Origin of the sequence: Ktedonobacter sp. SOSP1-85, from assembly GCF_016587415.1 — a bacterium.
GTDB lineage: Bacteria > Chloroflexota > Ktedonobacteria > Ktedonobacterales > Ktedonobacteraceae > Ktedonobacter.
The window spans coordinates 1,438,639-1,451,607 of sequence record NZ_BNJI01000002.1 but is presented as its reverse complement, the minus strand read 5'-3'; the positions used below and the strand labels follow the sequence as shown (position 1 = coordinate 1,451,607).

The following is a 12,969-nucleotide window of genomic DNA, read 5'->3' as shown; positions in this document are numbered from 1 at the left end:
AGGCATCGTAGGTGTGGGCCAAATATTTCCGTCGCATCACGATCTGACGCTAGCGATTGAGCTAGGAGAAAAGCTATGGAAGACCAATGAGACGAAAGCCCATGTTTAGTTCACGTAAAAGATGATACTGGCAAGCCTATTACAGTGAAAGCTGCACGATGTTTTTTGGGGAAAGAGGGTCGAAGAAGGGTCACTTCTCAGTGATACCCCATCGGCTTCACATCCCACTGCAATCTCTCAGAAGCAACCGAGCGTGTGCTCCAACATCACTGGAAAGAATTGAAGCAGATTCATTCTGTGACAACTCCTGCTACTCCCTTGCTTCGTCATCCTCGCCTAATGGGAACATCGCAGACAACGCGCCCAAACCTACATTCATCGCTGGTCAGCGCAAGAGAATGTGATCAAAGATTTTCTCGTGCCTCTCGGTTTGGACACGAATCACGGTTGTGCGAAGACGCCAGTGATCAACTCGGAGGTGGCCAAAAAACGAGAGGTGTTAGAGAAGCGGTGTGCCAATGTCCAACGTTTTCGTGAGGCAGCCCGGGAGAAAGCGCATCGGGCAAGCAAATTGGCGACGAAACTGTGGGAACAGACGAAAGCGCATGGAGAAGTGTTGTATCGCGTGCTTAATGAGCAGTTACAGGCGTTGGAAGCGCAAGGGGTCTCGGAGGGAACCTACCGAGCCGAACGCAAGAAATTGAAAGCTGAAGTGGACGCCCGGTTGGAGCCGTTGTGGCAGCGCGTGTCTCGAGTCCAGGAGAAAAGCCATCAGGAGAGTACTAAGCACGAACGGTATTGTCGCGAGCAGCGGGACCTCTTACGCGTTCTAGAAGATCTGGCGGCCAGGGAGCGGATGATGTACGAACTGGATAACCGCAAAGATCAAATCATGACCGTGTGCAAGCTCGCACTGGCAAACCTGGCGATGTGGATCCGTGACCGTTTCTTTCCCTCTACCTATGCGCATGCAACCTGGCAGCGTTTGCTGCCCTTTTTTCGCTTACCAGGCCACGTGCTGGCGGGTCGGGAGGCAGTCTCCATTGAACTGTGGCCTTTCAACAATCGTCAACTGAACCGTGATCTGCTTGCTGTCTGCCAAAGGGTGAACGAACTCCAACCAACGTTATCTGATGGTCGGCTGCTCATCCTCCATATGTCTCGCTCATCTGGGAGTACAGTATCTTAAAATGAAGACACATATGCCTATGTGCCATCCGTTCAGACGGCCAGCCGTCTGGGGAGAACTGCGGCTCCCACTACTCCTCGCCCCACTTGCAAAGGGTCAGAGCTACTTTTGCGTAAAATGTTATACGCTCCGTTGATATCGGCATGAATGAGGCGTCCATCCCTGGCACGATACCAACTGCGAGCCACACGCTTGCCTGAAAACACCGGCTTCTCAGCTGCTTTTGCCTCATAGGTTGGGATGGAGTCGCCGTCCAGAAAACTGGCCTTGCTGGTGTAGCTTTCTTCCTGAAGGATGACGCTGATCCCCACCAGGTGCGCCTTGTAGGTCAACTGCTCAAGGAAACGAGCATGGGGAAGCTGCACAAACTGCTGGTTGTTCTTGCGCCCCATGCTCACCTCTTGTTTCCACAAGGGGTTCTTGCCAAGCACCAACGTCCCGATGCCTTCGCTCACCAAGAGATCAATGATGCGACGGCTGGCCGTGTGCAGATAGGCATCCACACGGCGATTGCGCTTCGTCGTCACACGATCCAGCTGACGTGAGGTGTATCGGTTCTCATGCGCGAGGCGTTGCTGCTGCTTGGCACGGTGTTTATTGTAGCACTGATTGAGGCTTTTGAGGGGTTTACCACTCACCAGACGAGGCACAAAACCAGGTTTGTCGCTGGTGATGGCTGCCAGCACATTGACGCCCACATCCACGGCTGCTCGAAGCTGGGGGTTGACCGCAGCTGGTTGGATCTCCTGCTCATAGACGACCTCCAGCATGTAGCCATCGGCGCGCGGAACGATGCGTACCTGCCTGATGGCTTCCCAGGTGATCTGGGTCGCGATCTCGATGGGCAATCCTGATGGGACGAGCTTGCCTGTGCGCTTGAAGGCTCTCTTGCCCAAGGCTTTTTTCTCGTAGATGAGCAGGAAACGGCCCTTGGTTTTGTCGAGATAGCCAGGGATCTTGGGGCGTCCCGTGAAGGCAGAGGGGTCTTCGCGGTAAGCCTCCATGCCTTCAAAAAAGCCGCTCCAATTGTGGTGGAGCTGAATCAGGATGGCGTTACTGACTTTGCGAGGCAGGGCACAATAGGCCTCATGGTGTTTCAAGCGATGAAAGATGGCTGCATAGGGCAGATAGGTTCCCTCGTGAATGAAGGCCTGCCGAACGTGGTAATTGGCCTGGTTATAGAGGTTTTTGGAGGCAAAGGCCGCCTGGTCAATGGCGGCAAAGCGTGCATCATGATGACGAATGAGATGTCGTTCAACCAACTGCATCAGGTGGCCTCCTACCTTTCCAACACCACGTCCTTCGAGTCGATGTGCCAATCTTTTGTCGTTTCATAGAAGAACATTCTTTCCAACAGAACTCTACCAGAGACGTCTCCATTTGTCAACATCTGGCATCCTTGCTTGGAAACGTTTTTAACACCCCGATGCCAGCTCGAAGTTTCCCCCTCGAACGCGTTCCTCGAAAGCCAGCAAAAAGGCTCTGACCAAGTACTGCCGCGCTTGTTCCCACTCGGGTAAACTTCCCCAAGCAGAGTGGATGAGATACACGTCGGTACTGAGTGCTCTGTCAAACAAAGATTGATCAGTGAATGCCCATAAGAACCAACTTGATAGGCCGAGAGCTGCTCAGTCGCCACTGAGCAAAATAAAATTGACAGAGCACGAAGGGGAATTCCTCATCGCTAGGGGTGAAGAACACCACCATGTTCGACTTCCAGCGCACTTCGGATGAGCCTTATTGGGAGCTTGCTACATGTTGGTCGACCAGAATCGGATTCCCATCAGGGTCAAGAATGAGAAAACTTGCAGGTCCAGTCCCATCCTGTGCTTCTTGTTCAAATGAAATACCGGCTTCTTTGAGCTGTTTTTGAATGTCGCGGATGTCAGTAAACGTTTGTAATTGCTGGCCATTGTGGTCCTGGTTGGGAATGAAGGTGAGCATGTTCTTCTCAAACATGCCTTGCATCAAGCCGATGTTGGCCTCTCCATTGGTCATCAGGAGCCAATGGTCTGCTTCATTGCCGGCTTGAACTTCAAAGCCCAGCGTTTCGTAAAAAAACCTGGAGGTATGAAGGTCTTTCACGTTCAGACAGAGTGAAAACTTTCCTAATCGCATGTGTTTCTGCTCTCTCTTTCTGTCATTTCACGCTTGGGTAGCGTGATGACGGTGGTCTTGCACCGTCTCTCACCTCACTTCTCGGAGCTGGCCCGAGAGTCTGGCTTCCCTGGCAAACAGAGCGCGCAAGTCCTGCTCGCCGCATCAGCCCTCTCCCGGTGTTCAACAATTCGAGATGAGTCATGTTCTTCTGCCACGCGCATGGTGTGCACTCTCAAGATTTCTTTGGGGTATTCTTTCGCAGACTCGAAAAAGCGGAAGCAAGTGGATCGTGAGAGCAGTCTAGTCGCGCCCTCTTTCTCAAATGGCTGAAACCCTGATAAAGGACTTCGATACTAACATCTCTTGACGAGTGGGCTCTTCTAGAAGAAATCAAGAGGCAGTTGCAATTCAGAAGTAAAATGTAAGTAGGGAACATTGTATGTTTCTATTACTCAAGGAGCAGTGTATGCCAGTAGTGAATTATGGGGTTTTGAAGGGATATCCGCGGAAGCGGCTACGGGGCACAGTAGGAAGTCCCCATTATCAAATTCTTGTCGTTGATGACAATGAGATCGAATATCGTATCGCGGTTAATGTGAAATCTCAAGTCGAACCATCTGAACTGCTGTATCTCCATATTCCAGATCTTCATCATCCTTTCACAGACCAGCTCACTCAACAGCACCTCTCTGGTTTTACCGCCCTGGACAGCGCGCCAGGTGGGCTGGCCCTGGACTTTCAGCGTGGAGACCTTGTGAACCAGACCCACATACCGCCAGGGCAAATAAAACAGATGTTTATCATTGAATCTGAAGACGCATTGAATACCATTCTCGATGAGCAATTATTACCAGCAATCAATCAGCAAGACCAGAGCGTGGTGCTGTATGCCTTTGGATCTGGCTGGTATGAACCTGGGAAACCAGATCAGGTCTTCGGCTTCGAGCCTGGAAATGGTATTCACAACATTCATGTCAATGACCTCCGGCTTCTAGCCGGAGGCTTGTTGTTACCTCTGGACTCCACCGCAACTCTGCATACCTTTGCAGGCGTGCAGCTTTGGCTTCTTTGTCCGAGGCATCAGGGATGATTGACACACATCCCGTCTTGATCCAGTCCTGCCGGATCAAGAGCGTCCTCAAGGTCACATTCCTCGCGCCAATCAGATCAGCGTGGAGCGTGTAACCACACGTCGGGTTCTGGCACACAAAGAGTAACCCTTTGCGGGGGCGATTCTCATCGGAAGTCAGCCCGCACATAGGGCACGCCTTTGACGTGTAATCAGCATCTACCTTGATGGCAAGCGATCCCGCAAGCGCAGCCTTGTAGCTGATAAACGCCTGAAGTTCGGCAAAGGACCATTGCGAATAGACCCGGTTGGCTTTGCGGGCTTTGGGCGAGACTTTTTCCGCACCCTTGCCGTTCTTCTTGCGCTTGCGTTTCTTGCGCTTAGTGCGCTCCCGGATATCAGTGAGATTTTCCAGCCCGATAAGCGCGTGTGGATGCTGCTCGATAATCTGTTTGGCGATGCGATGGTTTGCCTGAGCTTTTAACCGTCTCTCTCGCTGCTCGATGCGCCGTAATCGGCGTTTCGCACCGCGAGTGCCTTTCTGCTGCAAGCGTTTGCGCAATCGCGCGTAATGATTGGCTTTGTGTCGTGTACGTTTTCCTGGATGAAAGCTCGCTTTGCCTGTTGAGGTGGAAGTGACCGCCAGATAGCGAATACCCACGTCTACCCCTACCACCTCGGTGAATTGCTCATAGGTTGGCTCTGCTACGTCAATGGAGAGGGAAACAAGCAGATAGAACGTCTTCTTTTGCTTGTCATACCAGAGCTTGGCATCCCCGATGGTCGCGTCCTGCCGAAGAAGTGCAAGATGCTCATTGTAGCCCTGATAGGGGATGCTGATCCGTCCGCCCAGCGTCCCGACACTGACCCGACTGTCGCACTGAAAGGTGTAATCCCGCTCATAGGTGTACTGGACGGTTGGAGAACTGTACGTGGGAGGCTGGTCCAGACCTTTAAAGCGTTTTTTCGTGATCTTTTTCCGACAATGCTCCACATTCTTCTTGAGTTTCGTCCAGAGCCCCTTGTACGTTGCCGAGACCTGCCGTTCCACGCTACAGGCCATTTGTGAAGGAAGATGATACCGAGTGCGTAGTTCAGCATACATGCCTTTGTGCAGTCGGGTCACATGGCTGGTTTTGCCCTGCTCGAAGGCATAACGACTCACCGCGTTGAGCGCATCACGGTATGCCAGTTGAGTCTGGCGCAATGCCTCAAACTGCTCTTTTGTGGCCGTGAGCTTGAGTTTAGCGGTGATGATCTGCTGCATACTCTTCCCTTTGACAGGGGGACGGGACCGCTTCCCGTCCCCCTGTCATCCTCTGCTGGTACACGCTACAACGCTATTCTTGCTGTGCTTGCTACTTCCGGTAATGTGACGATGAGGAACTTGGCATCCATAGAGAAACTGTCCGACAATGGATTCGAGAAAAGCAGTTGCAAGCTGTGAATTCAGGGCGAAGAGGGGGATATCGCATCCGGCGCTCTGACGTACATGAGTTTCTCCGCAAGCGTGAAACGATACAGGACGATGATAGTTCTTCATCCTGTCCCAACTCGATCTATGTTCACACGGTATCTATGCTCATATCCCCGACACTGCCCACGTCGTATGACCGGGACCAGAAGGCACCGCCCCAAAGCTATTTCTTGACTTCAGGAAAGGACTGAAACACGCTACGGGCGGTTGTACCTTTCAGGGGATGAGCAATCTGTGAAGGAGAAACAGACGGAGGAGCGCTCAGAAAGAGATGCACGTGATCGGCTTGCACGGAAAGCGCACCTATCATCCAGGCATTGGCTTCACAGAGACGCTGAATTTCCTGTTCGAGAAATGGAGCCAGTTTCCCAATAAGAAGCTTCTTGCGATATTGAGGACACCAGACAAAATGGGAAGCTAGCTTCTACGGAACGTGTTTGGTGTGCTGTGCATCCATACACTGCATTCTCACATGTGTTCTCACTCTCTGGAAGAGCCACGTCGGGCCGCCTTACCCCTCTATGAATCGTAGGGGTATCCGGCGGCCTATCATGAATCAGGGCAACGATAGCAGCCATGCATCTGAAGATGGTACCTGGCAGGATGGCGCACTCTTCATTCAGCAAGGGCAACACTGGACAGCGATCTTCTTGATGGTCCAATCGCAACAACTCCCAACCGATGATTATGGATACAGCCGTTAAAGAGCCTGGCCTTTGACACAGCTTTTTGGGTAGTGGCTGTGTCAAAGGCTTGAGCACTATGTAGCTATCTGCTCGCACAGATGCACCCAACTCAGAGCAGGTCACTTTCGTTTTGCTATATCTGTTTGATTGCACCTGAGTTGCTTAGCCTCCTACATGGCCAGATCGGCATAGGTGATCAAACATTCCAGTTCATACACAGTAGATGGATAGCTTCAGAAAGCTGCCTCTATGGCCATATGTAGGCGGCGCGCAGCGGTGGTGACATCTTCAGCTCCCATGACTGCAGAGATGACCGCCACGCCACAGGCGCCCGCGCGAATGATCGAGGCAATATTCTCCTCCCCTATGCCCCCAATTGCGATAACAGGCAAAGGACTCTGCCTGGCAATCTCACCCAGCACTGGCAGGCCCACCCCTTCGCCCGCATCGACCTTACTTTGAGTCGAGAAAACCGGGCTGACGCTGAGATAGTCCGCGCCCTCGCTGATGGCCTGCTCGGCCTCGGCGAGCGTGGCGACTGAAACGCCGAGAAGATATGCTGGCCCCAGCAGGCGCCGGGCAAGGGAGATTGGCATATCCTCCTGCCCCACGTGCAGGCCATCCGCCTCTACAGCCAGCGCAATATCAAGCCGGTCGTTCACAATCAACAACGCTCCATGCTGGCATGTGAGAACACGCAGCCTCTGCCCTTCCTCGATCAACACACGTGTGCTCGCCACCTTATCACGCAGTTGTATCGCCGTCGTTCCTCCCTCCAGGGCCGCGCTAGCCAGGAGAGCCATATCGCGTCCCCGCGCCCAGCCCCGGTCGGTCAGAACCTGTAAGCGCAGTCTCCGGGTAAGCTCGCGTCGAGGACTATTCTCCGAGTGAGCTGAGAAGCCCATCATTTGGTGCTCACTTTCTGCCGCTCGATCATCGTCGCTTCATCAAGCGCCGCAATTGCATCCAGCAGGTGCGAGCGAAAGGTGCCTGGACCTCCTGCTCTCTCCGCGGCAATCTCGCCTGCGATACCAAAGGCGCTCAGGGCCACGATACTGGCTAAGCAGGCATCTACCTCGATCGCCAGGAAGGCCGCGACCATCGTTGTCGACATACATCCGCTCCCCGTTATGGCCGCCAGGAAGGAATGCCCATTATCAACCGAGGCCAGGCGCGTGCCATCGCTGACCAGATCACGCGTGCCCGTCATGGCCACACTACACCCAAAGGCCTGCGCTGCTCGCCTGACAACCACCTCACGCTCTTCCCCCAGAGTATGGGCATCGACGCCCCTCGTCTGAGCCTCAACTCCAATAAGCGCGCCAATCTCGGAAGCATTCCCACGAATCACTGCGATACGTAACTCTCGCAGCAGCCGTAGCGCACTCTCCGTACGCATGCTTGTAGCGCCCGCCCCTACCGGATCGAGCACAATCGGTATACCACGCTCATTCGCGCGTTTCCCCGCGCGCACCATCGCCTCTACCTGCTCCACAGTGAGCGTGCCGATATTGAGTAGGAGACAATCGGCCAGGTTGACCATCTCCTCCACCTCTTCCAGGGCATGTGCCATGACTGGCGAGGCACCAATGGCCAGCGTTACATTCGCGGTATCGTTCATGACTACAAGGTTCGTAATGTGATGTATCAGGGGATGACGCTCGCGCACGCGCCTCAGCAACGTTGTCATACCATCTGCGACTTGCATTTGCTCATTATGCTCCATCATATGGTCCTTCCCGCTTTTCACTTCGCGTTCTTGGGTGAATACTTCAACGATGGCTGCCATTGCCAGAAATGTTCGACTGGCCCATGACCCCGTCCGATGCCAGGAGCGTGTTGTAGCGCACCAGTAATATACTCCTTTGCATTGCGAAGCGCCTCCTCAACTCCTTGACCACGGGCCAGAAAAGCCGCGATGGCCGCGGAGAAGGTACAGCCCGTTCCATGTGTATGCGATGTCTGCACACGTTCTGCGCTCAGCTCTATAAAGCCCTCGCCATCAAAACAGACATCAACAGGCTTTCCACTCGCGTGCCCCCCCTTGATGACGACATAGCGAGGCCCAAGCGCGTGTAGAGCTCGCGCGGCCTCACGCATCTCCTCCAGAGTCCGCACGCGCAGACCTGAGAGCACCTCGGCCTCAGGCAGGTTCGGCGTCACCACGAGAGCGAGAGGAAGCAACATAGCCCTCAACGCCGCTACCGCCTCTGGCTCCAGGAGATGATCGCCACCCTTGGCCACCATGACCGGGTCCACAACCAGGGGCAATTGCCAATGCGTCATACAGCGCGCGACTGCCTGGATGATAGCGGTATTGGCGAGCATACCAGTTTTGACTGCACTGGCCCCCATATCTTCAAGCACGGCCTCAATCTGGGCCTGCACCATCTCGGGTGCGAGAGCCGCGATGGCGCGCACTTCCCATGTATTCTGGGCCGTCACCGCCGTCAGAGCCGAGACCCCATACACCCCCAGCGCGGCAAAGGTTTTGAGATCCGCCTGGATACCCGCTCCCGCGCCTGAATCCGAGCCAGCAATCGTCAAGGCGCATGGTCGTCTACCACTCCCCGGCGCAGTAAGAGAATCTTTACGCATCAATATGTCCACTCCTCCCGTTGCCAGGCCATCTCCCAGAAGGCCCATTCATAGCAGGTGCTGATACGAAAGATATTCAGGAGACGCGTTTCTTCACAAGATGCCGGGGGGATGTTGTATGAGTCGAGACGACGACGCAGCCAGAGTGCGACTGCGTCAAAATCTGGCGAGGCGTAGGTCGCGAGCCAATGAGCGTAGGGATGCTCTTCATGTAGCGGATACGTTGCCACCAGATGTCGCCCTATCTCAGCATAGATCCAGGCACAGGGCAGGACTGCGGTAAGCAACTCGGGAAGGGTTCCTGTTGTCGCGGTCGCCAGGAGATGCCGCGTATAGGCATAATTCGTTGGAGCCATCGGGGTCGCAGCCATCTCGGCTGGAGTGAGTCCGAAGCGTTCACCATAGCGACGATGAAGGTCGGACTCGACGAGAAGCGTGTTTAAAATATACTTGCCAAACTGCTCCATCTCTTCATGATCATTGGTTTTGCTCACGGCATAGGCAAAAGCCTTGGTCAGGACATCCAGAAAGACCGCGTCCTGGCGAATGTAAAACTCAAAGCTCTCTCTGGGCAAAGAACCATTGCCCAACGCAACGACAAACGGATGCATCAACTGTCGCTGCCATAACGGTAAGACATGCCTGCGCATGCGCTCAGTTAACCTGACTTCGCCCAGGCTCTCCCCGTGACAAACAGAGGAATCAGATGCCATGTCGTCCCTCCAGTGGTCATACGCAAGGGGGAACGCTGGAAAGAAGAGGAGGCGCGCAAGGCATGGCAAAAAGTCGGGGAAGAAACCTTACAAGAAGGTATTGAAGCCTTTGAAGCCATCGATGCATTCCCTCCGCTGGTATTATCCAGATCAGGTCCAGGGTCCGTCACACATTGCGGCAACGTTCTCAGCCTAGCTGAACCAAGCTCCCCTTGCAGACGATATAGAAGTGATCGCTTCTAATTATATCATTACAAATATGTGTTGTAGCAACAACCACAGCTCTCAAACAGTTTTTTTGGTGTTCCCGTTTTTACCGCGAGAGCCTGCGACACAACAATTGCAAGGCTTCGTGTTATTGATGCGTTTGTGGCGCTTGTGCGGACTCTTCAACGAAGCTCGACTTTTTATTTCCATTCCACAACAAAATTCACCGGATGTCAATCGCGGAGTGCGCATTTGTACCAGGTGTCGCGTCCTCGCTGGAGGCCAGTTCGCACATCTTCTGGATCGGTCTCAGGCCAGACGCTTTGCAGGCACCAGCTCACGCCCGCGTCCTTGTAGTCGATTAAAAGCGCCTGAGCATCCTCATCATCATATGCGGCAAAGACATTGCTGCTCACGACTATATCCAGTGGTAGATCGGATTCGCGGTGCTCATCCATAAAGGCACGCAACTGGACAACCTCTTCTGGCAAGATTTCTCCAAAGGTTCCATCTTCGCGTTGGGCAAAGGCATTCACACCATCCCAACGCGCGGCACGGAGCATAGGTCCCTTTCGCGGCCAGGTTCCAGCTATCCAGACTGGAATGCGCGGCTGCTGGAGAGGAGTGGGTAGGAAGGTGATCTCCTGCACCTGGTAATGTTCGCCCCTGTAGCTAAACGGCTCTCCGCTCCATAAACCATTCAGGATATCCAGGCTTTCGTCGAGCAATTTGGCACGTGTGCGACTGTCTTGCTCCTCACCAAAATGGGTAAAGCCCTTATCACCCTCGTCGCCAGCACCCACGCCAAGAATCAAGCGGCCACCAGACAGGCGATCCAACGTGGCCGTTTCGCGCGCGACCTTCCAGGGTCGGCGGCGCGTCAGAGCCGTAACCATGGTACCAATGTGAATGCGCTCGGTGTTCAGCGCGAGAGCCGTTAGCGCTATCCAAGGGTCACATACCTCCTGGCTATCGGCCTGGTAGTGGAGTGTGTCCCAGAGAAAGATACCATCCCAGCCATCGCTTTCCGCCAGAAACGCCAGGTCAACCAGCGTAGCAATATCACTATATCTGCCGACATTGGGCAGCGCCAGACCAAATCGCATATGAAGTTGTTTCCTTTCCGCTCTCTTAAGCGAAAACGTACTGTTATCTGTATCGAATTGCCAGAGCATACAGCAAAAACCAGGGGAGGGATGCAGGGCATCCTCGAGGATGCCCTGCATCCCTCCCCTGGCAATCTCCCACTTAGCCTTTGGAAGACGTTGGTGGCGAAAGGACCACCACTTGCCGATCGACAATCTCCACTCCTGGATGGAGTTGGATTTCGTACGACTGGCTATTGATCATACCCACTACCTGGGCATTATCTCCAGTACTTGAGAGAGGGACCCATTCTCTTCCTTGCTCGGACAGAGATGCCAAATACTCAATCTCCCATGGCAAGGAAATGTGGACTGTCACTCCCTCTTGCCTCTTCATCAACCTCATGAGCCCTCCTTGTTCCATACCCCCCTTATTGTACCGCATTCGACGCCTCGCCTGACTCTCCTTTTCCTCGGCACAAACCCACGACTAGCAGCAATGGCAAGAATTCAGCCCCAGATCACGCGACGGCTCTGTTCAGTGAGCAAAAGGGAAGAGATTTCAGCGAACCACCGAGGTTTCCACGCCACGTCGAGAGGAAGAGCCGCTGGGGATCAACACGTGAAAACCTGCATCTCCTGTGCCGTCCACAATAATTCTAGAATAGAATGAGCACAAAGAGGGCTATTTTAGGCTCTCTAACTTTAGAAAAAATCGCTCTAAAATTAGAAAAAAGGTCGGAATCCGCAGTAATTTTAGAAAAAGGGCATTTAGGAATTGTGACTTGCCAATGGTCTTGACCGAAGCCACCTCATGGCGCACTGGTTGTCGCTCTCCTAAACGAACTTGTGGTGTTGGGGGAAGAGGAAATGGGAATCTGGCGCGAAACAGAGGAATCGACCATCGAGAATCTGGAGAAACCGCTCCAATATTGGATTGATTCACACCGTCATTTACTGGCAACTCTCCTGTGACACTCCGCATGGGCTAAAGCCCAGCAGCTTCTGACACGGCTCCGTAAGCGCCTCCGTGAGACATATCCCGTAGGGACTACTCAAAATGGAGGCGTAGTGTGGTAGCCATATCTGAGGGGCGCGCACCCATCCGGCGCAATCCCCTCTGGGCGGTGCCAGGCCCGTTGGCGTGATCCCCTTGCCTGGCTTGAGCAATAGATGGTTGCCCTTCGCCTTCGGCATCCTGGGAGATCCCAACACCTGGGTCTTTCGACCCCCTCGTCGCACGTCGCGAACGAGCATGTGGCTTTTCCTTCAACGGTTCTTGCGTGCGCTCAATCAAGCGCTGCCCGATTCTCAGACTGGCATTGCGGTCAGCATGGGTGTGCATCTGGCATCGTGGACACAGACAAAGTGGCGCCCCGGGCGTGTATCCCTCAACCGACTCGCCCTCATTGTAGCGCATGACAGGCGCGTGACAGCGATGGCATTCCCGGCTCGTATTGCGCGGATTGACGCGGCACGTGATGATTCCCCCTACGTTCCACGCCTTGTACTTTGCGTACTTGAAGATGCGCCCTTTCATCAAATCGAGGCAGGAGACCCCCGCATTCATGCGCGGGGAGGAATGCCGAGTCCTTTTCAGGCGCATGGGTGGCGGGGCCTGCCCTCTCCTTTCCGGTTTTCCTGTGTTGCCTAAGAAGAGATGTGTATATGTTCGCGAACAGGTCAGCACAAAGGCACTCCTCTGACTCAAGAGAAACTGTTTGTGATGCATGGATACCTGCATCGGTCGAACTGTTCAGCATGCACGGATCGGCATGAGGGCCAACGCCCTGTACGCTAGCTCAACCTGTGTACCCTTTTCCGTGTGGGGCGACTTCCTCCAGG

13 protein-coding genes, 2 pseudogenes and 1 riboswitch are annotated in these 12,969 nt (G+C 54.0%); of the genes and pseudogenes, 4 read left to right on the top strand and 11 right to left on the bottom strand.

Going from position 1 to position 12,969, the window contains the following annotated elements:
• Positions 1 to 418: 418 nt before the first annotated feature.
• Positions 419 to 1,189 (top strand): hypothetical protein, encoded by a 771-nt coding sequence (locus KTE_RS48135; protein WP_236600808.1) that lies wholly within the window; start codon positions 419 to 421, stop codon positions 1,187 to 1,189.
• A 32-nt stretch (positions 1,190 to 1,221) separates the two neighbouring features.
• On the opposite strand, the gene KTE_RS34640 is transcribed toward KTE_RS48135, so the two are convergent.
• Positions 1,222 to 2,457 carry an RNA-guided endonuclease TnpB family protein gene (locus tag KTE_RS34640; protein ID WP_201389791.1) on the bottom strand — a complete coding sequence of 412 codons (1,236 nt, stop codon included), beginning with the start codon at positions 2,455 to 2,457 and terminating at the stop codon, positions 1,222 to 1,224.
• Between the two features lie 469 nt (positions 2,458 to 2,926).
• Positions 2,927 to 3,307 carry a VOC family protein gene (locus tag KTE_RS34635; RefSeq protein ID WP_201389789.1) on the bottom strand — a complete coding sequence of 127 codons (381 nt, stop codon included), beginning with the start codon at positions 3,305 to 3,307 and terminating at the stop codon, positions 2,927 to 2,929.
• 448 nt (positions 3,308 to 3,755) lie between these two features.
• On the opposite strand from KTE_RS34635, the gene KTE_RS34630 reads away from it, so the two are divergent.
• On the top strand, positions 3,756 to 4,379 hold the full coding sequence (locus tag KTE_RS34630) for a DUF2278 family protein (protein WP_201389779.1): 624 nt from the start codon (positions 3,756 to 3,758) through the stop codon (positions 4,377 to 4,379).
• Here KTE_RS34630 and KTE_RS34625 read toward each other — a convergent pair.
• The gene (locus KTE_RS34625; protein ID WP_201389777.1) at positions 4,264 to 5,625 is read right to left on the bottom strand and encodes an RNA-guided endonuclease TnpB family protein; all 1,362 of its coding nucleotides are present in this window, start codon (positions 5,623 to 5,625) and stop codon (positions 4,264 to 4,266) included. The two genes, KTE_RS34630 and KTE_RS34625, sit on opposite strands and share 116 nt — an antisense overlap.
• 125 nt (positions 5,626 to 5,750) lie before the next feature.
• On the opposite strand from KTE_RS34625, the gene KTE_RS50015 reads away from it, so the two are divergent.
• The gene (locus KTE_RS50015) at positions 5,751 to 6,026 is read left to right on the top strand and encodes a helix-turn-helix domain-containing protein (protein WP_201391069.1); all 276 of its coding nucleotides are present in this window, start codon (positions 5,751 to 5,753) and stop codon (positions 6,024 to 6,026) included.
• Here the strand turns inward: KTE_RS50015 and tnpA are convergent.
• Positions 5,999 to 6,244: pseudogene (tnpA, locus tag KTE_RS50010) on the bottom strand (IS200/IS605 family transposase); the annotation flags it as partial. The gene KTE_RS50015 and the pseudogene tnpA sit on opposite strands and share 28 nt — an antisense overlap.
• A gap of 31 nt (positions 6,245 to 6,275) precedes the next feature.
• On the opposite strand from tnpA, the gene KTE_RS34610 reads away from it, so the two are divergent.
• Entirely contained in the window at positions 6,276 to 6,539 is a 264-nt protein-coding gene (locus KTE_RS34610; RefSeq protein WP_374226858.1) for a DUF2278 family protein, read from the top strand.
• A gap of 215 nt (positions 6,540 to 6,754) precedes the next feature.
• On the opposite strand, the gene thiE is transcribed toward KTE_RS34610, so the two are convergent.
• The 7 genes and pseudogenes from thiE to KTE_RS34575 all read right to left on the bottom strand — a co-directional run.
• Positions 6,755 to 7,426, bottom strand: coding sequence for a thiamine phosphate synthase (thiE, locus tag KTE_RS34605; RefSeq protein WP_374226857.1), 672 nt, complete (start codon positions 7,424 to 7,426; stop codon positions 6,755 to 6,757).
• Positions 7,426 to 8,229: a hydroxyethylthiazole kinase gene (gene thiM / locus KTE_RS34600; RefSeq protein WP_374226856.1), complete on the bottom strand. Its 804-nt coding sequence runs from the start codon at positions 8,227 to 8,229 to the stop codon at positions 7,426 to 7,428. The genes thiE and thiM overlap by 1 nt, the downstream gene beginning before the upstream one ends.
• Before the next feature lie 38 nt (positions 8,230 to 8,267).
• Positions 8,268 to 9,119, bottom strand: coding sequence for a bifunctional hydroxymethylpyrimidine kinase/phosphomethylpyrimidine kinase (gene thiD, locus KTE_RS34595; protein WP_201389767.1), 852 nt, complete (start codon positions 9,117 to 9,119; stop codon positions 8,268 to 8,270).
• Complete coding sequence (gene tenA / locus KTE_RS34590) at positions 9,119 to 9,832, bottom strand: thiaminase II (protein ID WP_201389759.1); 714 nt, start codon at positions 9,830 to 9,832, stop codon at positions 9,119 to 9,121. Before tenA ends, thiD begins: the two co-directional genes overlap by 1 nt.
• A 109-nt stretch (positions 9,833 to 9,941) precedes the next feature.
• A riboswitch (TPP riboswitch) is annotated at positions 9,942 to 10,055 on the bottom strand.
• Between the two features lie 217 nt (positions 10,056 to 10,272).
• The gene (locus tag KTE_RS34585; protein ID WP_201389750.1) at positions 10,273 to 11,145 is read right to left on the bottom strand and encodes an LLM class flavin-dependent oxidoreductase; all 873 of its coding nucleotides are present in this window, start codon (positions 11,143 to 11,145) and stop codon (positions 10,273 to 10,275) included.
• A gap of 142 nt (positions 11,146 to 11,287) precedes the next feature.
• Positions 11,288 to 11,521, bottom strand: coding sequence for a transcriptional regulator (locus KTE_RS34580; RefSeq protein ID WP_236600807.1), 234 nt, complete (start codon positions 11,519 to 11,521; stop codon positions 11,288 to 11,290).
• Positions 11,522 to 12,175: 654 nt separating this feature from the next.
• Positions 12,176 to 12,664 (bottom strand): annotated as a pseudogene (locus KTE_RS34575) (zinc ribbon domain-containing protein); the annotation flags it as partial.
• Positions 12,665 to 12,969 lie beyond the last annotated feature (305 nt).